The sequence below is a fragment of the Flaviramulus basaltis genome, assembly GCF_900114265.1.
Lineage (GTDB): Bacteria > Bacteroidota > Bacteroidia > Flavobacteriales > Flavobacteriaceae > Flaviramulus > Flaviramulus basaltis.
Genome location: NZ_FPKV01000004.1, coordinates 169,016 through 195,511, shown reverse-complemented (window position 1 = coordinate 195,511; position 26,496 = coordinate 169,016). Strand labels below are relative to the sequence as shown.

General features: G+C 30.5%; 25 protein-coding genes and 1 pseudogene. 14 read left to right on the top strand and 12 right to left on the bottom strand.

Annotated features, from left to right (window positions below; translation table 11 throughout):
- The first annotated feature begins 23 nt into the window (after positions 1-23).
- Complete coding sequence (locus tag BT151_RS15915) at positions 24-941, top strand: hypothetical protein (RefSeq protein WP_072403347.1); 918 nt, start codon at positions 24-26, stop codon at positions 939-941.
- Between the two features lie 578 nt (positions 942-1,519).
- Here BT151_RS15915 and BT151_RS15910 read toward each other — a convergent pair.
- Positions 1,520-2,134 carry a recombinase family protein gene (locus BT151_RS15910; RefSeq protein WP_072403346.1) on the bottom strand — a complete coding sequence of 205 codons (615 nt, stop codon included), beginning with the start codon at positions 2,132-2,134 and terminating at the stop codon, positions 1,520-1,522.
- A gap of 11 nt (positions 2,135-2,145) precedes the next feature.
- Positions 2,146-2,670, bottom strand: coding sequence for an antirestriction protein ArdA (locus BT151_RS15905; RefSeq protein ID WP_072403345.1), 525 nt, complete (start codon positions 2,668-2,670; stop codon positions 2,146-2,148).
- 157 nt (positions 2,671-2,827) lie between these two features.
- Here BT151_RS15905 and BT151_RS15900 point away from each other — a divergent pair.
- From BT151_RS15900 to BT151_RS15860, 8 genes and pseudogenes are all read left to right on the top strand, one after another.
- Positions 2,828-3,541 (top strand): annotated as a pseudogene (locus BT151_RS15900) (YifB family Mg chelatase-like AAA ATPase); the annotation flags it as partial.
- Between the two features lie 110 nt (positions 3,542-3,651).
- Positions 3,652-4,164, top strand: coding sequence for a DinB family protein (locus BT151_RS15895; RefSeq protein WP_072403344.1), 513 nt, complete (start codon positions 3,652-3,654; stop codon positions 4,162-4,164).
- Between the two features lie 1,041 nt (positions 4,165-5,205).
- Positions 5,206-6,309: a DUF2891 domain-containing protein gene (locus tag BT151_RS15885; protein ID WP_072403342.1), complete on the top strand. Its 1,104-nt coding sequence runs from the start codon at positions 5,206-5,208 to the stop codon at positions 6,307-6,309.
- Positions 6,309-7,541 carry an Nramp family divalent metal transporter gene (locus BT151_RS15880; RefSeq protein WP_072403341.1) on the top strand — a complete coding sequence of 411 codons (1,233 nt, stop codon included), beginning with the start codon at positions 6,309-6,311 and terminating at the stop codon, positions 7,539-7,541. Before BT151_RS15885 ends, BT151_RS15880 begins: the two co-directional genes overlap by 1 nt.
- Positions 7,541-8,281, top strand: a complete 741-nt coding sequence (pxpA, locus tag BT151_RS15875; RefSeq protein WP_072403340.1) for a 5-oxoprolinase subunit PxpA — start codon at positions 7,541-7,543, stop codon at positions 8,279-8,281. The genes BT151_RS15880 and pxpA overlap by 1 nt, the downstream gene beginning before the upstream one ends.
- Before the next feature lie 5 nt (positions 8,282-8,286).
- Complete coding sequence (gene pxpB / locus BT151_RS15870) at positions 8,287-9,018, top strand: 5-oxoprolinase subunit PxpB (protein WP_072403339.1); 732 nt, start codon at positions 8,287-8,289, stop codon at positions 9,016-9,018.
- On the top strand, positions 9,011-9,865 hold the full coding sequence (locus tag BT151_RS15865; protein ID WP_072403338.1) for a 5-oxoprolinase subunit C family protein: 855 nt from the start codon (positions 9,011-9,013) through the stop codon (positions 9,863-9,865). Before pxpB ends, BT151_RS15865 begins: the two co-directional genes overlap by 8 nt.
- Before the next feature lie 67 nt (positions 9,866-9,932).
- Complete coding sequence (locus tag BT151_RS15860) at positions 9,933-10,679, top strand: DUF6503 family protein (RefSeq protein ID WP_072403337.1); 747 nt, start codon at positions 9,933-9,935, stop codon at positions 10,677-10,679.
- On the opposite strand, the gene BT151_RS15855 is transcribed toward BT151_RS15860, so the two are convergent.
- From BT151_RS15855 to BT151_RS15830, 6 genes are all read right to left on the bottom strand, one after another.
- Complete coding sequence (locus tag BT151_RS15855) at positions 10,672-11,196, bottom strand: phosphoglycerate mutase family protein (protein WP_072403336.1); 525 nt, start codon at positions 11,194-11,196, stop codon at positions 10,672-10,674. The two genes, BT151_RS15860 and BT151_RS15855, sit on opposite strands and share 8 nt — an antisense overlap.
- A 9-nt stretch (positions 11,197-11,205) precedes the next feature.
- Entirely contained in the window at positions 11,206-11,904 is a 699-nt protein-coding gene (gene deoD, locus BT151_RS15850; protein ID WP_072403335.1) for a purine-nucleoside phosphorylase, read from the bottom strand.
- Positions 11,905-11,906: 2 nt separating this feature from the next.
- On the bottom strand, positions 11,907-12,569 hold the full coding sequence (gene deoC, locus BT151_RS15845; RefSeq protein ID WP_072403334.1) for a deoxyribose-phosphate aldolase: 663 nt from the start codon (positions 12,567-12,569) through the stop codon (positions 11,907-11,909).
- 168 nt (positions 12,570-12,737) lie between these two features.
- Entirely contained in the window at positions 12,738-13,472 is a 735-nt protein-coding gene (gene deoC / locus BT151_RS15840) for a deoxyribose-phosphate aldolase (protein ID WP_072403333.1), read from the bottom strand.
- Between the two features lie 196 nt (positions 13,473-13,668).
- Positions 13,669-14,163, bottom strand: coding sequence for an acyl-CoA thioesterase (locus tag BT151_RS15835; protein ID WP_072403332.1), 495 nt, complete (start codon positions 14,161-14,163; stop codon positions 13,669-13,671).
- A gap of 50 nt (positions 14,164-14,213) precedes the next feature.
- Positions 14,214-14,810 (bottom strand): TetR/AcrR family transcriptional regulator, encoded by a 597-nt coding sequence (locus BT151_RS15830; RefSeq protein WP_072403331.1) that lies wholly within the window; start codon positions 14,808-14,810, stop codon positions 14,214-14,216.
- Between the two features lie 108 nt (positions 14,811-14,918).
- Here BT151_RS15830 and mqo point away from each other — a divergent pair, with 108 nt between their 5' ends.
- The gene (gene mqo, locus BT151_RS15825; RefSeq protein ID WP_072403330.1) at positions 14,919-16,394 is read left to right on the top strand and encodes a malate dehydrogenase (quinone); all 1,476 of its coding nucleotides are present in this window, start codon (positions 14,919-14,921) and stop codon (positions 16,392-16,394) included.
- Positions 16,395-16,506: 112 nt separating this feature from the next.
- Here the strand turns inward: mqo and clpB are convergent, their stop codons facing one another.
- Entirely contained in the window at positions 16,507-19,116 is a 2,610-nt protein-coding gene (gene clpB, locus BT151_RS15820) for an ATP-dependent chaperone ClpB (RefSeq protein WP_072403329.1), read from the bottom strand.
- A 157-nt stretch (positions 19,117-19,273) separates the two neighbouring features.
- On the opposite strand from clpB, the gene ytxJ reads away from it, so the two are divergent.
- The 3 genes from ytxJ (at position 19,274) to BT151_RS15805 (ending at position 21,947) form a co-directional block, all read left to right on the top strand.
- Positions 19,274-19,663: a bacillithiol system redox-active protein YtxJ gene (gene ytxJ / locus BT151_RS15815; protein WP_072403328.1), complete on the top strand. Its 390-nt coding sequence runs from the start codon at positions 19,274-19,276 to the stop codon at positions 19,661-19,663.
- 94 nt (positions 19,664-19,757) lie between these two features.
- The gene (locus BT151_RS15810; RefSeq protein WP_072403327.1) at positions 19,758-21,530 is read left to right on the top strand and encodes a DUF885 domain-containing protein; all 1,773 of its coding nucleotides are present in this window, start codon (positions 19,758-19,760) and stop codon (positions 21,528-21,530) included.
- Between the two features lie 12 nt (positions 21,531-21,542).
- A complete protein-coding gene (locus BT151_RS15805; protein WP_072403326.1) occupies positions 21,543-21,947 on the top strand; it encodes a gamma-glutamylcyclotransferase family protein in 405 nt (134 codons plus the stop codon).
- A gap of 187 nt (positions 21,948-22,134) precedes the next feature.
- Here the strand turns inward: BT151_RS15805 and BT151_RS18635 are convergent, their stop codons facing one another.
- The 3 genes from BT151_RS18635 to fahA form a co-directional block, all read right to left on the bottom strand.
- Positions 22,135-22,278: a DUF5679 domain-containing protein gene (locus tag BT151_RS18635; protein WP_171946647.1), complete on the bottom strand. Its 144-nt coding sequence runs from the start codon at positions 22,276-22,278 to the stop codon at positions 22,135-22,137.
- Positions 22,279-22,356: 78 nt separating this feature from the next.
- Positions 22,357-23,535, bottom strand: a complete 1,179-nt coding sequence (locus BT151_RS15800) for a hypothetical protein (RefSeq protein WP_072403325.1) — start codon at positions 23,533-23,535, stop codon at positions 22,357-22,359.
- A gap of 198 nt (positions 23,536-23,733) precedes the next feature.
- Positions 23,734-25,017, bottom strand: a complete 1,284-nt coding sequence (fahA, locus tag BT151_RS15795) for a fumarylacetoacetase (RefSeq protein WP_072403324.1) — start codon at positions 25,015-25,017, stop codon at positions 23,734-23,736.
- Between the two features lie 200 nt (positions 25,018-25,217).
- On the opposite strand from fahA, the gene glyA reads away from it, so the two are divergent.
- Positions 25,218-26,489, top strand: coding sequence for a serine hydroxymethyltransferase (gene glyA / locus BT151_RS15790; protein ID WP_072403323.1), 1,272 nt, complete (start codon positions 25,218-25,220; stop codon positions 26,487-26,489).
- Positions 26,490-26,496 lie beyond the last annotated feature (7 nt).

Below are 26,496 nucleotides of genomic sequence, written 5' to 3'. Positions count from 1 at the left end.
ATGCATAATTAATAACTAATTCTATGGACAAATATGAAGCATTTGAAAAATTAAAGGAATATTCAAAAAATTTAACTTTAGTTACATATGATGAAATATATGATTTACTGAAAAATGGAATTAAGTTTATTCCACTTCCAATCGCTAAACTTTCGAAAAATGCTTACATAGATAGAGTAAGACAAAATAAAGGGAAGACATTATTTAAACATATTAATGAACTTGGATATATAAAGGACAAAAATGTAATTGATAATGTACTTAGTTCATTTGGTAGAGCAAATAATCCGCATCAAGTTATGTTTTATGGGGCATTGGAAACTTCACTAATTGACAAACCTAGACTTACTGCTATTGCTGAAACGTCACATATTTTTAGAGTTTCGGGAACAGATTGTCCGGATGGAGAGTATTATACTGTAAGTCGTTGGGAAACAAGAAAGGAATTGTTAGTTGTAGAAGTTGTTTTCTCTGAATATGCTTTGAAAAACAATCCCGAAATAGCAGAATCATTCGAAAATCAAAAAAAGCTACTTAAAGAACACAATTTGGAAGAAAAAGATATGGCATTTCATTTGGATTTTTTAAAATTTATAAGTGAGGAATTTTCAAAGAAAGTAGTTAATCCTGAGGAATATAAGATTAGTTCTGCGTACACAAATATAGCTCTATTACATCCAGATGTAAGCGGTATAATTTATCCAAGTGTTCAAACCGATTATTTTGGTGTTAATATCGTTTTACCACCAGAAATTGTTGAAGAGTATGTGAAACCTATTATTTGTAGCACTCATATAGTTTATAAAAAAGGAATGGAAAGTTTAATTACTAATGGAGAAAATTATTGCAAAGATATTAATGTAAATAGAGATATTGAATGGAAAGAAAACTATAGAGAAGTTTTATCGACAAAAGAAGAAGTGAAAAAACATCTGAAATAATAACTTTACTCAACACAGTAAATAAAAAAAATTTAATTTTAGCTAAATCAATGACCCTATTCAAGTTCAATAAACTTACATTAGAAGATTAACAAGCAACAGTTTGGGATAAAGCATCTTCTTAGACAACAACATCACTAAGCCATTCATATTAACTATTATGCTATAGACAATTCTTTATTGAAGTTGTTTGAGATTATGAACAAAACACTATAACAGAACTTAGAAGTTTTAAATATGGTCATAGTTTTTTAGATAAGTATTCCCTTGACCTAAAAAAATCATAAAAATTTTTTTTCAGTTCGTTGAAGATTAGGGTATGTATAGAATTACACCCCATTGAGCTTAAAAGTGAAACCAATTTAATTTTGGTGGGTGGCTTTTTTGTTTTGAAAAAAAAAGCATGATTTTTGAAATTTTTATTCTCTCTCAATGGTGCTTTAGGATACATATTAAGTTTATTTTAGGTCATATACTGTTTTATATGTTTGGTGCAGCATTTGTCAAAAAAGTAAATCTGTCATTTAATATCTGTAAAGTCTTATGTTTATTAAGGTTTTATTTAAAAGATTAGATTTTTATAATCCTTTTGTTATATCATTTTTAGAGTATAATTCTTTTACTTTTTGGACAGTACTTAAACTTATATTACAAAGTTTAGCAACATTTCTTAATGAATGATTTTGGTTTAGATATTTTATTGTGTTTTTATGTTTTAATAGAAATTGACTTTTTGATTCTTTAGAGCCTTTTAACCTTCCTTTATAAACTCCATTTATTTTTGCTATTGTTATACCCTCTCTTTGACGTTCTAAGAGAGTTTCTCTCTCCATTTCTGCAATGCTACCCATAACTGAAATAATGAGCTTAAAAGCGAAATTTGGCTTTCCTGCAATATGGCTTTCTAACCCTAAATTATCAACTTTAAGAATGACTTCAAACTTTTCAAATGTTTCTAAAGTGTAAAGTATGTCATATAAATTTCTTCCTAGCCTGTCAATACTATGAACAGAGACATACTTAACTTCATTGTTCTTAATTTGACCAAGTAGTTCTTTTGCTTTTTCTCTTTTATTAAAAGCAATAGCACCACTAGAAATATCAACAAATAACTTCTCGTTAGGGTGATTTTTAATTAATTGACGTTCAATTTTTTGACTGGCTGTACTTATTCTTACATATCGTGCTTTCATAAGTATCCATATTATATGTTTCTAAAATATTGGTTGTTATCTGTCGAATAATCCATCATTATATCTCTTGCTGTACTCTCCCAATCAATATGAATATAGCTAGGGAGGTTATCAGGAATACAACCTGTATCTTTTAATAGGTTTTCAACAAAATCTATGTCATTTAAAAACTCACCACAATAACTCTCTTCAACTTGGTCGATAATTTCATAAATTTCATTTGAGCATATTCCGAAACTTGTTATATAACTATTATAAACTTCAAAATCATAGCAAGCATTATTTAAAGCCTCTATTATATTATATATATCGTCTGATATAAATGACTCACTTATTAAATTTAAGTTTTTAAAAATCTCATCACATTCAAAATCCTGTATCATATACTCTGGGTCTAATTCATCATTGTGAATATTTTGCATAGCTTTTTTTAGCTCATCTAAATTTTCATAGTCTAATAGGTTAAGCCATTTACCTTTTATACTTCCGTTGTTGTATTTTGCATACGTACTTACATAAATTTTTAAATCTTTCATAATTTTACTTTTATTTGTTTAACATTTATATTTCAATAGTGTATTTTAAATAGGGTGGTTTCAATAAATACACTTTAAAGGCTTTGTTTATGGTTTTTCCCTTTGTTTAAGTGTGTTTCATAAAGCCTATAGTCTAAATTTAATATACACCACATTATACAGAGTAACGGATGTTGCTTTGGTTGGTGGTGGCGCATTTCCACAACCGGGGGAGATTTCTTTATCACATAATGGGGTTTTGTTTTTAGATGAATTACCCGAGTTTAAACGTGGTGTTTTAGAAGTTTTGAGACAGCCTTTGGAAGATAGGGAAGTCACTATTTCACGAGCAAAGTTTACGGTTACATATCCATCGTCGTTTATGTTGGTGGCGAGTATGAATCCAAGTCCTGGAGGCTATTTTAATGATCCAAGTGCTCCTGTAACTTCAAGTCCAGCAGAAATGCAGCGTTATTTAAGTAAAATATCTGGTCCGTTGTTGGATAGAATTGATATTCATATAGAAGTGACGCCTGTGCCTTTTGAAAAACTATCGGAAGATAGAAAAGGGGAAACCTCGGTAGATATTAGAAAACGAGTTACCAAAGCTAGAGAATTGCAAACAGAACGGTTTAAAGCATCTAATACTGTACATTATAATGCACAAATGAATACGAAGCAAATTCGTAAACATTGTATTTTAGATGAAGGATCTAAGCAACTTTTAAAAACTGCTATGGAACGTTTAAATTTATCTGCTCGTGCTTACGATAGGATACTGAAAGTTTCAAGAACAATAGCTGATTTAGAAGGTGTTGAAGAGGTTAATGGTTCACATATAAGTGAAGCGATTCAATATAGGAGTTTGGATCGTGAAGGTTGGTTGGGGTAAATTTTAAATTTTCACTTAAATTTAATAAAGATTGTAATGTGATTTACAATACATTTTCAGATATTTATATATCTAAAAACCAGTAATTTAATAATTTAATTTATTTTAAAATGAAAAGTTTAGCAACCCTATTTTTATGTATGTGTACATTTTCAGTCTTTGCACAAGATGAAATTGTACAATCAAGTCTGAAAGGATTATTGAGCCACAACCAAGATCAAATTAGTTCTTTAGCAAATGCTTTTTCTGAAGATCAATACGAATGGAGACCTGCTGAAGGTATTAGGTCTGTAAGAGAAGCAATTTTACATACTGCAGCTGCAAACTATTTCTTTACTTCAAAACTTGGTTTTATGCCACCTGAAGATGTTGATATGATGGGAATGGAAAAAATAACTGGAAAAGAAAATGTATTGGACGCTTTAAATAAATCGTTTGTCTTTGTTATGGATAAAATAGATCAAATTGATTCTGATAGTTTTGATAAAGAAGTTGATTTAGGGTTTATAAAGCTGAATAGATTATCAACTTTGCTGGTTATTTTAGAGCATTCAGGCGAGCATAAAGGGCAATTAATCGCTTATGCAAGATCCAATGGTGTAACACCTCCTTGGAGTAATTAAATTTATAATTTCATTATAAAAGAGCCTTTAACTTAATTAAGTTAAAGGCTCTTTTATATAAACCAGTTTTAATTTTTTATTTTAATATAATAATATTTACAACTCTAAAAAGAGGTTACCAAATAAAAAATGAATATTAATTCTACTCATAACTTTAGTAGTAAATTACAACACTTCCAAATAAGAAAAACCAGAGTAAAATTGAAAACGCTCAAATTTAGAGTCAGAAATTTTTTTTGTGATTTTAAGTTACAAAACCAATAATAAATTTATTAAGTTGGGCTAATTTAGCTTATACTATTTAATGAAAGATTTATTTTATCAATTATACACACCAGTAGTATATTTTTTAGAGGCATTTGCGGCTCTGACGGGTATTTTAACTTATAAAAAATATAAAAATACAGTTGTAAAATACTTTGTTTATTTTCTTATATACACCTTTATTCAAGATTCTATTTCGCAAATTTATACCAGAATTTATCTAAATTATTATGTTAAAGGTATGGGCATGACCTGGTTGGGTTCAAATTATTGGTGGTACACTCTTTTTTGGAACATTGGGAGTTCTTTGTTTTATCTTTATTACTTTAGTTTAATATTAAAAATAAAAAGCCATAAAAATATTTTAAAAATCACTGCAATTCTATTGATAATATATGCTTTTACTATTATAGTGTTTAACTTTAAATATTTTATATGGCACTCATTTGTTTCGATAGATATATTGAATATGCTTATTATTTTTCTTTGTGTTTCATTTTATTTTGTAAAAGTGTTGTCTAGCAATAAAATTCTTGAATTTTATAAATCTTTTAATTTTTATATAAGCACGGTTATTTTAATGTGGTGGTTAGTTACAACTCCACTTATATTCTACAACCATTTTTACTATTATGGTATAGACGAGAATTTTAAATTAATACAATATACAGTGCTTTTTGTTGCTAATGTTTTTATGTATTTAAGCTTTATTTTGCTGTTAATACTATATAAGTCAAATAAAAAGTTAGTTATTAACGATATTAATCTGTAAATAAAATGAAGCAAGTAACCATTCTCTTATTAGTAAGTTTAGTTGTTTTTAATTGTGAAAATAAAAAAAAGAACGAAGAGGAGATTAAAACTCATAAAGTTGTGCAAATCCCAGTTCTCAATCTTAAAGAAGCCAATACACTCGCAGAATTACCATTGCATTGTATGAATACAGAATATCCAAACAAGTTGTCACAAACTATTGGAAGCGATACCGATTTATTACCACCACGAACCTTACATCCTGCTTTTTATGGTTGTTTCGATTGGCATTCGGCAGTACACGGGCATTGGAGTTTGGTAAGTTTATTAAAACAGTTTCCTAATATGGATAAAGCGGAAGAAGTAAAACAACGTTTGCTCCAAAATATATCTAAAGAAAATATAGAAACAGAAGTAAAGTATTTTTATGGTGAACATAACAAATCTTACGAGCGTACTTATGGTTGGGCGTGGTTACTAAAACTTGCCGAAGAATTACACACTTGGGACTCAGCAATTGCTAGAGAGTTAGAAAGCAATTTAGAACCTTTAACTGATTTAATTATTCAAAAATATATAGAGTTTCTGCCCAAGTTAAACTATCCACTTCGTGTGGGAACACATACCAATACAGCTTTCGGGTTAAGTTTTGCTTACGATTATGCAGAAACCTTAAATAATGATGCTTTAAAAAATGCTATAAAAGAGCGTGCAATATATTTCTTTTTGAAAGATGAAAATTGCCCAATGAGTTGGGAGCCTAGTGGAAGTGATTTTTTATCACCGTGTTTAGAAGAAGCTGCTTTAATGAAACGATTAATGCCTATTGAAGATTATAAAACATGGTTAGATGCTTTTTTGCCACAATTAAAAAACAAAGATTACAGTTTAGAAGTAGGTATAGTTTCAGACAGAACCGATGGGCATTTAGTGCATTTAGATGGTGTTAACTTTTCACGTGCATGGAGTTTAAATAAAATCGCTAAAGGTTTACCTGAATACAATCACTTAAAAAATATTGCCAATCAACATATTAACTACTCTTTGCCAAGTATTGTAGGCGATAGTTATGAGGGCGGGCATTGGTTAGGTAGTTTTGCTATTTATGCCCTCAATTCTACTAAATAATGATTAAAAACTGGTTTAAAAACATTGGCCCAGGTCCGTTAATAGCCGCTGCGTTTATTGGTCCTGGTACAGTGACCGTTTGTACTTTGGCTGGTGTTAATTTCGGATTTTCATTGCTTTGGGCTATGATGTTGTCAATTTTCGCAACCATTGTGTTACAAGAAATGTCTGCGCGCTTAGGTATTATTACTCAAAAAGGTTTATCGGAAATTATTAGAACCCAAATTAATAACCCCGTATTTAAATTTTTGGCTATTCTGCTTATGCTCTCAGCAATTGTTATTGGGAATGCAGCTTATGAAGCAGGAAATATCACTGGAGGTGTATTAGGTTTAGAAACCATTGTAGGTAATCCTAGCCTAAACATTGGTGACTTTTCAATTAATCTGCTAAGTATAATTATTGGTGGTATTGCATTCGTTTTATTGTATTTAGGAAATTATAAAATACTCGAAAAAGCACTCGTAGCTTTAGTTGTTTTAATGAGTTTAGCGTTTATAATGACGGCGATTATAACAAAACCCAATATTTCAGAAGTTTTAAAAGGTGCTTTTATTCCTCAGTTTCCAAAGGAGAGTTTGCTTTATATTATAGCGCTTATTGGTACAACTGTAGTGCCTTATAATTTATTCTTGCATGCTGCTTTAGTAAAGGAGAAATGGAAATCTAACACAGATTTGCAATTTGCCAGAAAAGATACTATTGTAGCTGTTATTTTAGGTGGTTTGGTATCTATGTGCATAATAATTTCGGCGGCATCAATACAAAGCGATAATATTAAAAACACATCAGATTTAGCAAAAGGATTAGAACCCTTGTTTGGTAGTTTTGCAAAGTATTTTTTAGCAATTGGCTTATTTGCAGCAGGAATAACAAGTTCTATTACAGCACCTTTGGCGGCAGCTTATGTTGCTACTGGTTGTTTAGGATGGTCTTCAAACATGAGAACTAAAAGGTTTCGAGCTATTTGGATGTTTATTTTGGTTTTAGGTGTCTTATTTTCTTCATTAGGAATTAAGCCTATCGATATTATAAAATTTGCTCAAGTGGCAAATGGTATCTTACTTCCAGTTATTTCGGGTTTCTTAATCTGGATCATGAATAAAGAATCTGTTTTAGGAGTGTATAAAAACACAATTAAACAAAATGTTTTCGGGTTTTTTATCCTAGGAATTAGTATCTTACTTTCTCTAGCAACACTTAATAAAGTGTTTGGTTTAAATTTATTTTAATGGAAAATAAAATCATTGATATTAATGTTGATGTAGGTGAGGGCATTGATAACGAATCGCTATTTATGCCTTTTATTTCCTCATGCAATATTGCTTGTGGAGGTCATGCTGGTGATCTTAAAACCATGCGTAGAGTTGTGAAACTTGCTAAATTACATCGTGTAAAAGTTGGTGCGCACCCATCTTTTCCTGATAAAGAAAATTTTGGTAGACAACCTATGGAAATCTCTTGTGTTGCTTTGTTTTCGTCTATAAAAAATCAAATTCATGATTTAATAGAGGTTTTAAATGAAGAACATGTATTGTTGCATCATATAAAACTACATGGAGCGCTTTATAATTTAGCAGCCATAGATGAAAAAACTGCAAATGTGGTAGTTGAGGTTATGAAAAGCATCGCATTGCCAATAAAACTTTATGTGCCTTATAAATCAGTTATTGCAGATTTGGCTTTAAAAAATGGTATTAATATTACCTATGAAGCTTTTGCTGATAGGAATTATAATAATGATTTAACCTTAGTATCAAGGCAAGAAAAAGATGCTTTGATTGAGGATGAAAGTGAGATGTTTAATCATGTTTTTAAGATGATTTCAACTTATAAAGTAAAGACTATTCAGGACTCAGAAATTGGTATTGTGGCTCATACATTTTGTGTTCATGGGGATAATCCAAAAGCAGTAATTTTAATAAAAAATTTAAAAGAAAAATTAGAATTACATGGTATTAGAATTAGATAATTTTAATGGCTTTTAAACTCACATATAAACCCTTTGGAGAACGTGCTATTTTAATTGAATGGCCATCAAAAATTGATGATGCTATTTTAATAGATATTATCAATTTTAAACAAAAAATCAAAAAAAGTAATATTAAACTTTTAGTTGAATTAAAATCAGCATATAACTCGTTGTTAATTATATATGATGATTTTGTAAATAATTTTAAAGCTGAAAAGGATATTATAGAGAAAATCTATAGCTCGGTAGAGTCCTTAGAAAAAATAGAAACATTTTTATGGAGAATTCCTGTGTGTTATGATGAGCAATTTGGGCTTGATTTAAATGACATTTCAATAGAAAAAAAGCTTTCAAAAGAAGATATAATTAAACGCCATTCACAAGCTATTTATACCGTTTATTTTATTGGGTTTTTACCTGGGTTTTTATACTTAGGTGGTCTTGATAAATCACTTCATATTCCTAGAAAAGAAACACCAAGATTACACTTAGAAAAAGGTACGGTTGCTATTGGCGGAGGTCAAACAGGAGTTTATCCAAATGCAAGTCCTGGTGGATGGAATGTTATTGGAAATTCACCAATTAATTTTTTTGATGTTTCAAAAGAACAACCCTGTTTTGCAAAAGCAGGAGATCGTATTCAGTTTTATTCAATTGACTTAAAAGAGTATCAGAATATAAAAATATTGGTAGATGCAAAAGTTTACCAAATAGAAAGTGAGGTGATAAATGATTAAAGTTTTAAAACCAGGATTTTATTCCACTATTCAAGATTTTGGACGTTTTGATTTTCAGGATTTTGGTGTGCCTTATTCTGGTGTTATGGATAAAAAAGCTGCAGCTTTGGCTAATGCACTTTTAGGAAATAATGAAGATGAAGCTGTTTTAGAAATGACGATGACTGGAGCAATACTTCAATTTAATAATCAAACTCAAATTGTTATTTCAGGAGCAGATATGTCAGCCAAATTAAATGATGATCATATTAAACTTGACAAAATAGTAAATGTAAAACCAAATGATGTCCTATCGTTTGGTAAATTAAATATGGGATTTAGGTCTTATTTGGCTGTTTTAGGTGGTTTTAAAGCAGAAACAGTGATGCGTAGTAAAAGTATGTATCAAAACATAACTAAGCAGTTTATGCTTCTTAAAAATGATGAATTAGCTATTTTGGAATCTTTACCAATTAGTGAAACACAATACGCTTCTATTAGGTTTGATAATTCCTATATGAATTGCAATGCCATTGAAGTTTTTAAAGGACCCGAATTTGATTCACTTACAAAAAAACAACAAGACGATTTGTTTTTAAAAAGTTTTACTATTTCAAAAGATAATAACAGAATGGCATATCAACTAGAGGAGGTTTTAGAGAATAATTTAAAACCAATTATTACCTCGGCAGTGCTTCCTGGAACCGTGCAATTAACGCCTTCTGGAAAACTCATTATTTTAATGCGCGATTGCCAAACCACAGGTGGTTACCCAAGGGTTTTGCAATTAAAAGAATCTGCTTTAAATATTTTAGCACAAAAATTTACGGGAAAAACCATTAGTTTTAAACTTAATTCTAAATATTAAGTTAAGGTTTAAAAGGCTAGGTTATGTATTTGGTAGTTTTACGACAGACTTTAAAATCTTGTATTAAATGAAAAAAATAATATTCTCCTTTACGTTTTTAATTCTCGTTTTAGGTTGCAAGCAAGAGTTGCAAAATGCTAATGAAATTATAGATAAATCAATCGAGGTTTCTGGTGGTGAACTTTTTAAAAAGTCTACAATCGATTTCAATTTTAGAGATAAGCATTATAAAGCCATTCGTGAAAAGGGAAAGTTTCAATTTGAACGTGAGTTTAAAGATTCTTTGGGTATTGTAAAAGACGTATTGAATAACAAAGGTTTTATGCGTTTTGTAAATAATTTTCCGATGGCAGTTAGAGATTCTATGGCTGCAAAATATACAGCTTCAGTAAACTCTGTCCATTACTTTTCGGTATTGCCTTTTGGTTTAAATGATGCTGCAGTTAATAAAACTTATTTAGGTAAAGTAGAAATTAAAGGAGGAAACTATTATAAAATAAAAGTTACATTTAATCAAAAAGGAGGCGGTGAGGATTTTGAAGATGTTTTTGTATATTGGGTTGATAATAAAACATATAAAGTGGTTTACTTAGCTTATTCATATAATGAAAAAGAGGGCAAAGGATTCCGTTTTCGAGAAGCTTATAACGAGCGTTACATAAATGGTATTCGGTTTGTAGATTATAATAATTACAAACCAAAGGTTAATGATGTTATATTGGAAAATATAGATGTTCTATTTGAAAAGGATGAATTGGAACTACTATCAAAAATAGAGTTAGAAAATATATCTGTTAGTATTAATTCTATTTAATAAACAAAAGGGTGCTTGTAATTTCATTACTATTTATAGTAACTATATACAGATTTGCATTGTTACTATCATCAATTTCTTTGTAGGTTTCACTTTTAAGAATGTTATTTACTAATTTAGGTGTTGTGTTGCTATGTCCAACAACCAATACATTTTTGCCAATATTATCGCTTAAAAATTTAGTGATATCCATCATATTTGGATCGTAAATAATGGTTTGTAAATTATTGCTTAAAGCTGTTGGTAATGCCGTTTCTCGTGTTCTGTTATAATCTGTTGAATAAATAGCATCAAAAGATATGTTTTTTAAAACTTCACTCCATTTTTTAGCTCGTAAAAGGCCTTCTTCATTAAGATGAGGATTTTGGTTAGAAGAATCACTTCTATCTTTTTCAGCATGTCTAATAAAATAAAATGTGGAAGTTGTTTTTTCTTTAGAATCGCTTGCATTTTGGTGGTCCTTACAAGAACTGAAAAGCAAAATGGATACAAATAGAAATAAAATGAAGGGTTTCATATTTTTAATTTAAGCTAATTCTAATGCTATTTCAATCATGTCTTTAAAAGTTGTTTCCCGTTCTTTACTTGTGGTATGTTCACCTGTAACTAGGGAATCTGAGATTGTTAATATAGATAGAGCATTGACATTATGTTTAGCAGCGACTGTGTATAAACCAGCGGTTTCCATTTCAACACAAAGCACTCCAAATTTTGACCACTTTTTGTACGATTCAAAATCATCTTCATAAAACTCATCTGAAGTAAACACGTTTCCAGCTTTTAAAGGAATATTTTTGGCTTTACCAGTGTCAACAGCTTTTTGAAACAACTCAAAATTCGCAGTAGGCGCATAGTCTGCACCTCCAAAACGAAGCTCATTTAATCCAGAGTTTGATGATGCAGCCATAGCCAAAACAATATCTCGAATTTTCACATCCTTTTGGTAAGAGCCTGCGCTTCCAACCCTAATTAAATTTTTAACATCGTATTCGTTAATAAGCTCATGAGCGTATATAGAAATTGATGGCACACCCATGCCAGTACCCATAACAGATATTTTTTTACCATTGTAAGTTCCTGTGTATCCCAACATGCCTCTAACTTTATTAAAGCAAACAGAGTTTTCAAAAAAGGTTTCTGCAATCCATTTTGCTCTTAATGGATCACCAGGTAATAATATAGTTTCAGAAATATCGCCTTTTTTGGCTTCAATATGTACACTCATTTTTAGTAATTAGAATTAGAAGATTTGCCAGTTACAATTGCAATTCCAGAGGATGTTCCTAAGCGCTCAACACCAATATTTATATATTCTAAAGCAGTTTTTTCATCTTTAATACCTCCTGAAGCTTTTATTTTAGCTTTATTGTTTGCTACACTTATCATGAGTTTTACATCGTGTAATGTAGCGCCACCAATGCCAAAACCTGTAGATGTTTTTATAAAATCGGCACCGCTTTGTATGGCTAGTTCACTGGCTTTAATGATTTCTATTTCTTCAAGATAACAAGTTTCTAAAATAACTTTTAAGGTTTTGTTAGGCATGATGTTTTTTACAGATTCAATATCTTTCCAAACACAATCAAAATCTTTGCTTTTTAGTAATCCTAAGTTAATTACCATATCTATTTCATCTGCACCATCATTTAATGCTGTTTTGGCTTCTTCAACTTTTGCCTTAGTACTCATTGCTCCAAGTGGAAAACCAATAACGCTACAAACTTTTATATTGCTATTTTCTAAACAAGATTTAGCTAAAGATACGTAGCAACTATTTACACAAACTGAAAAAAAATTGTACGCTTTGGCTTCATTGCAAAGATTAATAATATCTTCTTTTGTTGCGGTTGGTTTAAGTAAAGTATGATCAATATACTTATTTAATTTCATCAATTTAAATTATAGGTGAAGACTATCAAAGATAGCTAATAATTTCTCATAAGCTATTTTGCTAAATTTTTTTAAATGAAGTTTTAATTTTCTAATAAAAATAAACCATTGATTTTTCGTATTAAATCAATGGTTTATAACTTAAAAACAGTCTCTTTAAGTTTGGAATTATACTTTTGTTACTGAATCCGTAATAGTAACTGCAGTTTTTTCTAAATTATCAATATATTTTTTGAAGATTTTAGAATTTCTTTCTTGTTGAGCTTGGTTTTTAACTTGTATTTGAAAGGATATTCCAACTCTATCTGCTCCAGCTTCTATATATTTTAAAAGGGTTTCGTAATCTTCAATACCACCTTGTGCATTTATTTTAGCTCTATTTTTAACAATTTTCTTTATTATTTTCACAGCAGTTAGTGTTGCTCCATTTTTTGAAAAACCAGTAGATGTTTTTATGTAGTCTACATTGGCATCTAAACATATTTCGCAGGCCTTAACAATTTCGTTTTTATTTAATTCAGAAATTTCAATAGTAACCTTAAGAGGTACTTCGCCAATCGCGCGTTTTACATCTGTAATATCTTTTAAAACAGACACATAATTTCTGCTTTTTAGATAGCCTAAATTAATTACCATATCAATTTCATCGGCGCCTTCTTCAATAGCGTTTACAGCTTCAAAAACTTTTGCTTTTGTAGACATAGCACCAAGTGGAAATCCTACAACAGTAGATACTTTTATATCACTATCTTCTAACAATTGTTTTGCTAATGGCACATAGCAACTGTTTACATTAACGGCGTAATAATTATTGATTTTTGCTTTATAGCAATGGTCAATAATCTCATGTTCACTTGCAGAAGAGTTTAATAGTATGTAGTCTATGTTTTTTAAAATATTCATTATTAATAGTAGGTTTTTTGTTAGTAAAAAATTGGCTTAATAAATATAGGGTTATTTATCTCGCTGTACGAATTGGAGTTCAATAAAAGCAAAAATAAAGATTTTTTGTAACAGTTTATCGATAATTTATTAGTATTTATCAACATAAAATTGTTGATTTATTAAACCTAATAACGATTGATTTATTGTTGTTCTATTAATTTCGAGAAACTAAAGAGTCTTTTAGTTGAGTAAGTCTTTGTTCGAAAGTAGATGCGTCTATTGGGTTATTTACATTTTTAAATAATTCCATTAAATCTTCATTATGAATTTCTCTTTTTTGTTTCAGTAAATTAAAATGTACAAAACCGCACCAAATTATAGACTTTAATTGGCTTTTACTTTCATTATACATGCGCATTTCAACATGTATTTCACTAGTAGTAACATTTATTAATTGGGATTCAATGGTTACGGTTTCCATTAAAAGTGTTGGTTTTAAGTATGCGATTTGGTTGCTACTAGAAACCCAACTTTTACCTTCTTCTTTTGCTTTTTTATAGATATCGAAATCATAATACTTTAAAAGTACATCTTCACGATGATTCATAAAGTAATTAATATAACTACCATTATTTAAGTGATTAAATGGATCGCAATCTTGAAATCGTATTTTAGTTTTGCTTTCTAATACTTTTGGAAGTTGATTCATGATTAGTGTTTTTGTAATATACCAAGTGGTATATTTTTGGTTAAAAAATATTATATTTTAAGTTCGTTTGTAATAATTTGATCAACATGATTCATGGTGTCTTTCATATAGACTTCATCATTCATAGTATAGGTCATAAAAACAGCACCTTGAATTATGGTGTCAATCCGTTTTGCATATTGCATAGCATTTATTTCTGTCGATATTTCTCCATCTTCAATACCATTTTCAATAATAGAACATAATTTGTCTTGAATACGTTGAATGGTATCTCTAACCTTATTAAGCAATTCGGAATTACTATTATTAGCATCAACTCCAATATTTAAGACAGGACAACCACCTAATTGTTTACTAAAAGGATAATAATTTCTATAAAAATCTGTAATTAAGAATAGCTTTTGAATAGGTGAGTTGCTAGATTCGAGATGTTTAGATAATGGTTTTATTAAAGCTTTTACCATATATCTAAAAGATTCATAAGCCAGATCTTCTTTATTTTTAAAGTTACCATATATAGCGCCTTTAGTTAAACCAGTTGCTTTAGTAATATCATTCAAACTAGTAGCAGCATATCCATTTTTATTAAAAATAGGCGCAGAAACTTCTATAATGTATTGTGCTGTAAGTTTTGCTTTTTTGCTCATAGTTCTGCTAATATATAAAAAATATACCAATTGGTATATTGTGTTTTGGTTAATTAATACAATACTTAACTATCTTTATGAAAATTATAAAATAAGAGAAAAAACACTATGAATGTAAATAAGGATTACGACTTAATTTGTATTGGAGGAGGCATAATGAGCGCCACACTTGCCTTATTAGTAAAAATTGTTCAACCTGATTTAAAAGTTCTTATTTTAGAAAGACTTCCAGATGTTGGTTTAGAAAGTTCTGCTGCTTGGAATAATGCTGGAACAGGTCATTCTGCTTTGTGTGAACTTAATTATACACCAGAGAATGAAGATGGGTCGATTAATTGTGATAAAGCTTTTAAAATTTGTAAGCAATTTGAAACATCAAAACAATTTTGGTCTTATTTAGTTAATGAAGATTTAATAGATTCTCCTGAAGATTTTATAACATCTGTACCACATCATAGTTGGGTTCAAGGCGAAGAAAATGCTGTGTATTTACAAAAACGTTTTGAAGCTTTAAAAAAGCATTTTATGTTTCAGGACATGGAATTTACGACTGCTATTGATAAAATGAGTGAATGGTTTCCATTAATAATGAACGATAGAGCTGATGATGAAGCTATGGCTGCTACAAGAATAGAACGAGGAGTCGAAATGAATTTTGGGGCTTTAACAAAAAAACTATTTAAAATACTAGAAACAGAATATGATACTCCGGTTCAATGTAATGAAGAAGTTTTAGATATAGATCCAGATGAAAATGTTGAATGGTCTGTTGAAATTAAAAACACAAATACAAAGCATAAGCAATACTTAGATGCAAAACATGTATTTATTGGTGCTGGTGGAGGAAGTTTATTATTGTTACAAAAAGTTGAAATTGAAGAAAAAGAGGGTTATGGAGGATTTCCAGTTAGTGGTGAATGGTTAGTTTGTAAAAACGATGCTATAATAAATCAACATTTTGCAAAAGTTTATAGTAAAGCCGGAATAGGTGACCCGCCAATGTCTGTACCACATTTAGATACTAGATTTATTAATGGAAAGCGAGAATTATTGTTTGGCCCTTTTGCCGGGTTTAGTCCAAAGTTTTTAAAAGAAGGTTCATATTTTGATTTAGCTAGCTCAATAAAATTTGATAATATAAAACCAATGCTTGGGGCATTTTGGGATAATTTGCCACTAACTAAATATCTAATTGAGCAAGTTGCTGCTTCCCATGAAGATAAAATGAACGATTTAAGGCAATTTGTAAAAAATGCTAAAAGTGAGGATTGGGAAATTTTAGTTGCAGGACAACGTGTTCAAATTATAAAAAAGGATGAATATGAAAAAGGTGTTTTGCAATTTGGAACAGAAGTGGTAAGAAGTAAAGATGGCAGTATAACGGCATTACTAGGAGCTTCTCCTGGGGCATCAACTGCAACGAGTATTATGTTGGAAGTTTTTGAAATTGCTTTTCCAGAAATAGTTAATTCTGAAAAAGGCAAACAGTTGTTAAAAGACATAGTGCCTATTTGGAAAGATGAATTAACACCAGAATTATTTAAACAAACTATAGAGAATTCTAAGCGAACATTAAAGTTATAAATAAAGAAAAGCAACAATCATCTTATTGCTAAGATTCATGTTGCTTTTCAACTAACCAACCAACTATTAGACTGTAGTAGTACTGTTTTGTTACAAACAGTTTTTAATAAGTCTAGAATTCTTCTGTAACTAAGTCTCCTTGATTTCTAAAAACCAATTCATCATCAAAAGCATCTAACAGAATGATACTATCTGTTGTTACTTTGCCTGCTAAAATTTCTTTACTTAAAGCATTCAAAACTTCTTTTTGAATTACACGCTTTACTGGTCTCGCACCATATTCTGGATTATAACCTTTATCAGCTAAATAATTAATAGCTTCTGGCGTCGCATCAAAAGTAATACCTTGTTGCGCTATCATTTTTGTAAGACCTTTTATTTGTAAACCAACAATTGCAGTGATATTCTCTTTGCTTAAAGGTGTAAACATAATAGTATCGTCTATTCGGTTTAAAAACTCAGGTCTTACGCTTTGTTTAAGTAACGCTAATACATCTACTTTTGCAGCTTCAATTGCAGAATCAATATCTTTTGTTGCTTCAAAACGCTCATGTATAATCTGGCTTCCTATATTAGAAGTCATTATTATAATAGTGTTTTTAAAATCTGCAACACGCCCTTTGTTATCAGTTAAATGACCTTCATCTAATACCTGTAAAAGAATATTAAACGTATCTGGATGCGCTTTTTCAATTTCATCTAAAAGCACTACAGAATAAGGTTTTCTTCTCACGGCTTCTGTAAGTTGTCCGCCTTCATCATAACCTACATATCCTGGAGGTGCTCCAACTAATCTGCTTACTGCATGACGTTCTTGATACTCACTCATATCAATACGTGTCATGGCGTTTTCATCATCAAATAAATATTCAGCTAAAGCTTTTGCAAGTTCTGTTTTACCAACACCAGTTGTGCCTAAGAAAAGGAAGGTACCAATAGGTTTTTTAGGGTTTTGTAAACCTGCACGACTTCGTCTAACCGCATCACTTACAGCAATAATTGCCTCTTCTTGACCGACCACACGTTTGTGTAATTGATTTTCTAACTTTAATAGTTTTTCGCGCTCGCTTTGTAGCATTTTGGTAACAGGAATACCTGTCCATTTTGCAACCACTTCGGCAATATCATCATAAGTCACTTCCTCTTTTATTAAAGAATTTCCAGATTGATTTTCTTGTAATTGCTTTTGAAAACCTTCTAATTGCTCTTGAGCTTCTTTAATTTTTCCATAGCGTAATTCGGCTACTTTACCATAATCGCCATCGCGTTCTGCACGTTCTGCTTCAAGTTTGTAGTTTTCAATATCTTGTTTTGTGTTTTGAATATTATCTACAACTTCTTTTTCGCTTTTCCATTTTGCATTAAGTTCATTTCTAGATTCTTTTAAATTAGCTAAATCGGAACGTAATGATTTTAATTTAGTTTCATCTTTTTCACGTTTAATCGCTTCGATTTCAATTTCTAACTGCATTATTTTTCTATCTAAAACATCTAATTCCTCAGGTTTAGAGTTAATTTCCATACGCAATTTAGAAGCAGCCTCATCCATTAAATCGATAGCTTTATCTGGTAAAAAACGATTTGTAATATAGCGTTGAGATAACTCTACCGCACCAATAATAGCTTCATCTTTTATACGCACTTTATGGTGTGTTTCATATTTTTCTTTAATACCACGAAGTATAGAAATAGCACTTTCAGTATCTGGTTCATCAACCGTTACTTTTTGAAAACGACGTTCTAAGGCTTTATCTTTTTCGAAGTATTTTTGATACTCATCTAATGTGGTAGCTCCAATTGCTCTTAAATCACCACGAGCTAAAGCAGGTTTTAAAATATTGGCTGCATCCATAGCACCTTGTCCGCCACCAGCACCTACTAGCGTGTGAATTTCATCAATGAATAGTACAATGTCTCCATCACTTTCAGTCACTTCTTTTATAACTGCTTTTAAGCGCTCTTCAAACTCACCTTTATATTTAGCTCCTGCAATAAGTGAACCCATATCTAGAGCAAAAATTTGTTTGTTTTTTAAATTCTCAGGAATATCGCCATCTATAATCCTGTGTGCTAAACCTTCTGCTATAGCTGTTTTACCTGTACCTGGTTCACCAACCAAAATGGGGTTGTTTTTGGTTCTACGTGATAAAATTTGAAGAATTCTACGTATTTCTTCATCACGACCAATAACTGGATCTAGTTTACCATCTTTCGCTAACTGATTTAGGTTTTTAGCATATTTGCTTAAGGAATTATAAGTTTCTTCTTGGCTTTGAGATGTTACTCTATCGCCTTTACGTAATTCTTCAATAGCTGCTTTTAAATCCTTTTCAGTAACACCTTGATCTTTTAGCATATGTGAAATTTTGCTATTCGATTTAAAAACAGCAATAATTAAATGCTCGATAGACACAAAATCATCTTTCATTTTTTTAGCGATGATGGAAGCTTCGTTTAAGCTTTTTCCAGCCTCACGCGAAAGCATTAATTCGCTACCAGAAACTTTTGAGTAACTTTCAAGTTGTTTGTCTAAAGCTTGTTCAAGGACATTAATATTTACATTCAATTTTTTTAAAATGAATGGTAATACATTTTCATCAACTTCAAAAATGCCTTTAAAAAGGTGTTCGTTTTCTATTTGTTGATGACCATAACCTTGCGCAATTTGTTGCGCTTGCTGTATGGCTTCTTGCGATTTTATTGTATAATTATTTAAGTTCATCTATTTATTATTTTACTTTTACAAAATGAATAAGTCAATAATCTTACCAATACAATTAAGGAGACAAAATGTCTGTTTAAGCCTTTGTTTTGGTGACGTTTAGTCAGTTTGTAAGATTCTGTAAAACATTCGACTTATAAAATATAAAATACAAAAAATGGGATTATTAAACAAGATATTTGGGGGTTCAACAGAGCAAAAGGAAGAAAAAGTATTGCCTTGGATTCCTTTAAATGAATTACCTCAATTAGATTTAATTGAAACAAAATCTGCAACAAAAACTCAAGTTATTTTTAAACACTCTACACGTTGTGGCATTAGTAGAATGGTGATGAATCAATTTGTAGATGACTATAATTTTACCGAAAAAGACTTGGATTTGTATTATTTAGACTTAATTAGTTATAGAGAAGTATCAAACGAAATAGCTAATAAATTTCAAGTTATTCATGAATCGCCTCAACTTTTGGTGATTAAAAATGGTATTGTTGTAACGCAAGATTCTCATGGCGCTATTAATAATATAGATTTAAGCCAATTTATCTAACTCAGTATTACTTTTTTTTTGGGATTAATCTAATTATCTCAATTGCTTTTATTTCATATCTTTATATAAGTTTAAATCAAAACATATATATATAATGAATAAAGTGGTTTTATGTAGCCTAATAGTGCTATTTGCAATGTCTTGCAAACAAGATAAATCGGATAATCAAGAATCTGCAATTGATTTCAATCAACTATTAAAAGATTATAACGAAGAAGGCTACCAATTAAACCCGATGAATGCTACGCGAGCAGGAGATAGCAGGTTTAATGATAAATTTCCAAATAACTTATCTGAAACATACAAGGCTAAAAAGAAAGCTTATTATACAAAGTACAAAGATACACTTGCTAAAATTGACGATTCTCAATTTACCGATACCGAGAAAATGAGTAAAGCAGTTTTGGAATGGGATTGTGATATCAATCTTGAAGAGATGAGTTTTCAAAAAGATTTGATGCCTATAGACCAAATGTGGTCTACGAATCTTGATTTTAATCAATTTGCTGGTGGTACGAATGCGCAACCTTTTAAAACAGTTGAAGATTATAATATATGGCTAACCCGTGTTGATGCTTATTTGTTTTGGTTAAATGCCGCACAGGATAATATGAAAAAAGGGATGGAAACAGGTTATGTTTTACCGTCTTCATTAATTGTAAAAGTGATTCCGCAATTTGAAGGTTTAGCTTCAGATGATATTGAAAATAATTTATACTACGCACCAGTAAAAAATTTTCCAGAAACATTTACTGATGCAGAGCATGAAGAATTTACTAAGGCATACACCAATATGGTGGCTAATAAAATTATACCCGCCCACAAACAAATGGCCAATTTTTTACAAAATGAATATTTACCAGTAGGTAGGAGTTCTAGCGGAATAACTGGCACGCCTTTAGGAGATGCGTATTATGCACATCAAATAAAAAAATACACAACTACTAATATGACGGCAGATGATATTCATCAATTAGGGTTAAGTGAAGTCGCCAGAATTCGTTCTGAAATGGAAGCTGTAAAAGAAAAAGTTGGTTTTAAAGGTGATTTAAAAGCATTTTTTAATCATGTAAGAACCAATAAAGATTTAATGCCTTTTACAGAGCGTTCGCAAGTCATTGCTTTTTACGATAGTATTTACAATGTTATGAAACCTCAAATAAATAGATTATTTGGAAAACAACCAAAAACACCTTTTGAAGTGAGAAGAACAGAACCTTTTAGAGAAAAATCGGCAGCAGCAAATTATAATCCGGGTTCTTTAGATGGTACAAGACCCGGTATTTTCTTTACGCCAATACCAGATGTTTTAACCTATAATGTTTTTGACAAAGAAGATTTGTTTTTACATGAAGCCATTCCAGGACATCATTTTCAAATTTCTTTAGCACAAGAAAATAAAGAATTACCAGATTTTAGAAAAACCTTATGGTTTAGCGCATATGGAGAAGGTTGGGCTTTGTATACAGAATCTATGGGTGAAGAATTAGGACTGTATAAAGACCCTTATCAATATTTTGGAATGCTAAGTGCAGAAATTCATAGAGCCATTCGTTTGGTGGTTGATAGTGGTATCCATTCAAAAGGGTGGACTCGTGAAGAAGCCATACAATATTCATTAGAAAATGAAGCAGAATCTGAAGAAGACATTACTAGCGAGATTGAACGTTATATGGCCAATCCTGGTCAAGCTTTATCTTATAAAATTGGTCAGTTAAAATTAAGAGAGTTAAGAACGAGAGCATCTGAAGCTTTAGGCGATAAATTTGATATTAAAGAGTTTCATAACCAAGTGTTAGAAACAGGTTGTATTCCTTTACAGCTTTTAGAAAATAAAATTGATAATTGGATTACAGCTTATAAATAATTTTAAGTATTATTGGAATATCTATTTGTTTACGGAACACTTTTAAAAGACTTAGAGAATGAGATGTCAAAATTTTTGGCATCTCATTCCAAGTTTATTAGCAAAGGTTATTTTTATGGAAAACTATACAAAGTAACTTGGTTTCCTGGTGCTATTTTAAGTACTAATACTTTAGACAAAGTTTATGGTATGGTTTTTAAAATAGAAAACCCAGAAGCAGTATTTAATGTTTTGGATGATTATGAAGGCATAGGAGAGAAATATCCAGAACCGCAATTATTTAAAAAGTTAGTTACAACCGCTTTTTTAGAAGATGGTTCTACTCTTAAAACTTGGGTATATCTTTATAATTTACCTGTTAAAGGATTAAAACAAATTACTTCTGGTAATTATTTAAAATATACTATTGATAAATAGTGTGTTAGTTATATTTTTTTACTAAGAAAATATAACTTATTTATCGGTTGATATAATTAATTTCACTAATTGTAGACGAAGTATTAAAACTGATTCAAATTATAAATAATGAGTATAATATCAAAAAAAGCCACAAAAAAACTCCCAAATTAATTTGGGAGTTTTTTTATCTTAAAGAAAAGGAAATTTAAGATTTCCCCATTATTCTAAACATACCTGTACCACATTCTGGACATTTACCTTTCATGGCTTTTCTACCATTTTTCATTGTAGTTTCTTCGGCATCTTTCATTTCTCTTTTTGACTTACATTTTACGCAATATGCTTCCATTTTTTTAGTTTTATGGTTTCTTATTATTAAAAGTAAGTTTTATACTGTTAACACCCAAATAACTTTGTGAGTTTTTTGTTATCTTAAAGTATAAGAGTTAATAATATTTTTAAGCTGAAGTTTTAAATCTTCACCAGTATCATAAATCATTTGCTCTTCCGTTGGGAAAGGAACGGCACGTTTTTCCAAAAAAGGTATTAAATTAGTATCTAGCGCTCTTCGGTCGCCTCGTGAAGTTGCATAAATATGCTCAAAAATAAACTCGCTAGTTACAGGGAAAATATCTACTAACTGATTGGTTTTTAAATTAATATATTCTACATTGCCATTTACTTGTGTGGCTTTAAATTGTTTGAATTCGTAATATTCGCATTTTACGGTTTTCATTTTATCAACCTTAATACTATTACCAAGGCTATCTTTTACTTCTTTGCCTTTTTTATCAACCAAATATTGCCATCCATCTACAACTTGCTTTTCTTTTATGATTTGACGTTCTTTAATTTGTTCTGGAGATATTTCAATGTTTCTTAAATTAACAATTAAGTTATAATCATAACTTAATTGTTTTTCTGGTGTACTGTGATAAATAGCCCAGAAATTATTAAGACCGTAGGAGCTAAAGTTTAGTAAATCTTTTTCAAGTCTTTCAGGAATTATTTTTTTGGTATCATTAATCATATCTACCAAAACAAAATCTGTTCCTTTTTGGTGAGCCACATCCATAAGTTGGCGCACATCTTTGTAATTAGGATTAATATCTTCAATATCTTTAAAAGCATTATAAGCATCCCTAAAATCTAATTTATTATTTGATTTTAAAAGGGTAGTGGCATTAACATAAATTTGATCTGATGCCCTGTTTTTGGAATTGATAATTTGAGTGGTGTAATTGTCAAAATTAAAATTGACTTCTTTGCCATTTGCATATAACGGAAGCAACGGTTTAATACGTTCCTGTCTATCATTTAAATCCAAATAGGCATCATAAATACGAATATAATTCTCAGGATTATTGTCTTTTTTTAGAAAATCAATATTGCTCAAATCACGCTCGTTTGCTTTGTTATAGGCTTCTTTTAGCATAATTATAAAATCTGCTTTCCCACGTTTGTCTTTGTTAGTTCGTAATTTACTAATAGCATCAGAAATAGCTAGATCATAATTACCAATACTTAAAGATTTTTCAATTTTTTTGCTAGTACTACAAGCTGTAAGTATTATAAGTACTATGGTTAAGAGTAGTGTTTTTTTCATGGGTAAAAGTTTTGGTTTATTGGAGTGCTTATCCAATAGTAATGCCAAAATAGTTAAAGTGCAGATAAAACATTAATAAAACTTATTAAAACATAAATCACCTCACTACAAAAGCCTGTAACAATGGAGTAATCTTTTTAAAATTTTAATTAAGAGATTACTTCATTGTGTTTACAATAACTAATGACGAAAAGGTTTTTATTTTTTACTATAAACAGGAAGTAATTTGTTTGATACTTCTCCAAAACCTATTCTAGTACCATCTTTTTCACAGTAACCTCGCATAATAACCGTATCGTTATCGTTTATAAACTTACGTTCGCTACCATCTTTCATTTTAAGTGGTTTTTCGCCTTTCCAAGTTAATTCTAACATAGAGCCATAACTATCTGGAGTTGGACCAGAAATAGTACCACTTCCCATCATATCTCCAGAGTTTACAGGACAACCATTAACTGTATGGTGTGCTAATTGTTGTACCATATTCCAGTACATATATTTAAAGTTAGATTTACTAACAACAGCTTCTTTAGCACCTTTGGGTTGTATAGCGACTTCTAAGTTTATGTCATAACTCTTTTTGCCTTTATATTGAAGATATTTAAGCTGAGGTTTTATAGGTTTTGGACTTTCTACTTTGTAAGGTTCAAGGGCATCTAAAGTAACAATCCATGGTGAAATTGATGTTGCAAAATTCTTTGCTAAGAAAGGTCCTAAAGGCACATATTCCCATTTTTGAATATCGCGTGAGCTCCAATCATTTAATAAGACTAATCCAAAAATATACTCTTCGGCTTCTGTAATAGGAATAGGTTCACCTAAATCGTTAGCATCTGTAGTAATAAAAGCCATTTCTAATTCAAAATCAACTAATTTACTTGGTCCAAAAACAGGTTCAGTAGCATCAGCCGGAAGCGTTTGCCCTTGTGGTCTATGTATAGGAATTCCTGAAGGTATTATAGAAGAACTTCTGCCATGATATCCAACCGGTATATGTAGCCAATTTGGTAATAATGCATTATCAGGATCTCTAAACATCGTACCTACATTAGTAGCGTGTTCAATACTTGAGTAAAAATCGGTATAATCACCAATATGAACAGGTAATTGCATTTCTATTTCGTCTAAACGAAACAATACAATTTCTTTATGATGTTTGTTGTTTTTTAATTCATTATTCTCAGCATCAAAGATTTTGGCTATTCTATTTCTTACTGCACGCCATGTTTTTCTTCCGTCAGCAATAAAATCATTTAAAGTATCTTGAAGAAAAATATCATCAGTTAAAGGGATTTCTGCAAAATAGCCTAATTGATGTAAAGCACCTAAATCTATAGCTGTATCACCAATTCGTGTGCCAATGGTTATAATGTCATCACGAGTTAAAAAAACACCAAAAGGGATGTTTTGAATTGGGAAATCTGAATTCTTATCGACGTGTAACCACGATTTTCTATCTGGATTGTTAGCTGATAATGGCATACCTTATAGATTATTTATTTTATTAAATTATATTCAAACGTACACAATTTTTTCATTTTAAATGTTAAAATCACCTAAAAATTGAGTTTTATTTAAACGTTAATAAATTGGTTAAAAACTTACATGTAATTCTATATATTTTAATGAATTTAACTAATGTATTTCCTATTTTTGCCCAATATTTAAAAAGAAATTAATTTATGCAACGCGACGAACAAATTTTTGAACTTATTGAAGCAGAAAAAGAACGCCAACTTCATGGTATAGAACTTATAGCATCAGAAAACTTTGTAAGTAACCAAGTAATGGAAGCTGCAGGTTCTGTACTTACTAATAAATATGCTGAAGGTTACCCTGGAAAACGCTATTATGGTGGTTGTGAGGTTGTTGATGAAGTGGAGCAAATAGCTATTGATAGAGCAAAAACGTTGTTTGGAGCAGCATATGTAAATGTACAACCACACTCTGGAAGTCAAGCAAATACTGCGGTTTACCATGCTTGTTTAACACCAGGAGACAAGATTTTAGGTTTTGATTTGTCACATGGAGGTCACTTAACTCATGGGTCGCCTGTTAACTTTTCTGGAAAATTATATGATCCAGTTTTTTACGGTGTAGAGCAGGAGACAGGTGTTTTAAACTATGATAAAATACAAGAAATTGCTACAAAAGAGCAACCTAAATTAATTATTGCTGGAGCATCAGCTTATTCACGTGATATAGATTTTGAGCGTTTTAGAGTAATTGCAGATAGCGTTGGAGCTATTTTGTTGGCAGATATTTCGCATCCTGCTGGATTAATTGCTAAAGGTATTTTAAATGATCCGCTTCCGCATTGTCATATTGTTACTACAACAACGCATAAAACTTTAAGAGGACCAAGAGGAGGAATGATTATGATGGGGCAAGATTTTGATAACCCATTTGGAATCACTTTAAAAAATGGAAGCTTACGTAAAATGTCTTCTTTGTTAGATTCTGCAGTATTTCCAGGAAACCAAGGCGGACCATTAGAACATATAATTGCAGCAAAAGCTATTGCTTTTGGAGAAGCACTAACCGATGAGTTTTTGCACTACCAATTACAAGTAAAACAAAATGCAAATGCTATGGCAAATGCCTTAGTTGCTAAAGATTATCATATTATTTCTGGAGGAACAGATAATCATATGATGTTAATAGATTTGCGTAACAAAAATGTATCTGGTAAAGATGCAGAACAAGCGCTTGTTAAGGCAGATATTACAGCTAATAAAAACATGGTACCATTTGATGATAAATCACCATTTGTTACTTCTGGAATTCGTTTAGGAACTGCAGCAGTAACTACACGTGGTCTGAAAGAAGATGATATGATTGCTATTGTTGAATTAATTGACGAAGTAATTACTAATTTTGATGATGAAGCTACTTTAGAAGCTGTAAAAGCAAAAGTAAATGCGATGATGAAAGACAAACCTTTATTTGTTTAATTTCATT

What these genes read in the sequence shown, in the direction of transcription:
- BT151_RS15865 (WP_072403338.1), top strand. Translation starts at nt 9,011, where the DNA reads ATGATTAAAGTTTTAAAACCAGGATTTTATTCCACTATTCAAGATTTT.
- BT151_RS15885 (WP_072403342.1), top strand. Translation starts at nt 5,206, where the DNA reads ATGAAGCAAGTAACCATTCTCTTATTAGTAAGTTTAGTTGTTTTTAAT.
- BT151_RS18635 (WP_171946647.1), bottom strand. Translation starts at nt 22,278, where the DNA reads ATGGAAGCATATTGCGTAAAATGTAAGTCAAAAAGAGAAATGAAAGAT.
- glyA (WP_072403323.1), top strand. Translation starts at nt 25,218, where the DNA reads ATGCAACGCGACGAACAAATTTTTGAACTTATTGAAGCAGAAAAAGAA.
- pxpB (WP_072403339.1), top strand. Translation starts at nt 8,287, where the DNA reads ATGGCTTTTAAACTCACATATAAACCCTTTGGAGAACGTGCTATTTTA.
- fahA (WP_072403324.1), bottom strand. Translation starts at nt 25,017, where the DNA reads ATGCCATTATCAGCTAACAATCCAGATAGAAAATCGTGGTTACACGTC.
- deoC (WP_072403333.1), bottom strand. Translation starts at nt 13,472, where the DNA reads ATGAATATTTTAAAAAACATAGACTACATACTATTAAACTCTTCTGCA.
- deoC (WP_072403334.1), bottom strand. Translation starts at nt 12,569, where the DNA reads ATGAAATTAAATAAGTATATTGATCATACTTTACTTAAACCAACCGCA.
- BT151_RS15800 (WP_072403325.1), bottom strand. Translation starts at nt 23,535, where the DNA reads ATGAAAAAAACACTACTCTTAACCATAGTACTTATAATACTTACAGCT.
- BT151_RS15855 (WP_072403336.1), bottom strand. Translation starts at nt 11,196, where the DNA reads ATGAAACCCTTCATTTTATTTCTATTTGTATCCATTTTGCTTTTCAGT.
- BT151_RS15915 (WP_072403347.1), top strand. Translation starts at nt 24, where the DNA reads ATGGACAAATATGAAGCATTTGAAAAATTAAAGGAATATTCAAAAAAT.
- BT151_RS15835 (WP_072403332.1), bottom strand. Translation starts at nt 14,163, where the DNA reads ATGAATCAACTTCCAAAAGTATTAGAAAGCAAAACTAAAATACGATTT.
- BT151_RS15860 (WP_072403337.1), top strand. Translation starts at nt 9,933, where the DNA reads ATGAAAAAAATAATATTCTCCTTTACGTTTTTAATTCTCGTTTTAGGT.
- pxpA (WP_072403340.1), top strand. Translation starts at nt 7,541, where the DNA reads ATGGAAAATAAAATCATTGATATTAATGTTGATGTAGGTGAGGGCATT.
- BT151_RS15810 (WP_072403327.1), top strand. Translation starts at nt 19,758, where the DNA reads ATGAATAAAGTGGTTTTATGTAGCCTAATAGTGCTATTTGCAATGTCT.
- deoD (WP_072403335.1), bottom strand. Translation starts at nt 11,904, where the DNA reads ATGAGTGTACATATTGAAGCCAAAAAAGGCGATATTTCTGAAACTATA.
- ytxJ (WP_072403328.1), top strand. Translation starts at nt 19,274, where the DNA reads ATGGGATTATTAAACAAGATATTTGGGGGTTCAACAGAGCAAAAGGAA.
- BT151_RS15905 (WP_072403345.1), bottom strand. Translation starts at nt 2,670, where the DNA reads ATGAAAGATTTAAAAATTTATGTAAGTACGTATGCAAAATACAACAAC.
- BT151_RS15830 (WP_072403331.1), bottom strand. Translation starts at nt 14,810, where the DNA reads ATGAGCAAAAAAGCAAAACTTACAGCACAATACATTATAGAAGTTTCT.
- clpB (WP_072403329.1), bottom strand. Translation starts at nt 19,116, where the DNA reads ATGAACTTAAATAATTATACAATAAAATCGCAAGAAGCCATACAGCAA.
- BT151_RS15880 (WP_072403341.1), top strand. Translation starts at nt 6,309, where the DNA reads ATGATTAAAAACTGGTTTAAAAACATTGGCCCAGGTCCGTTAATAGCC.
- mqo (WP_072403330.1), top strand. Translation starts at nt 14,919, where the DNA reads ATGAATGTAAATAAGGATTACGACTTAATTTGTATTGGAGGAGGCATA.
- BT151_RS15895 (WP_072403344.1), top strand. Translation starts at nt 3,652, where the DNA reads ATGAAAAGTTTAGCAACCCTATTTTTATGTATGTGTACATTTTCAGTC.
- BT151_RS15910 (WP_072403346.1), bottom strand. Translation starts at nt 2,134, where the DNA reads ATGAAAGCACGATATGTAAGAATAAGTACAGCCAGTCAAAAAATTGAA.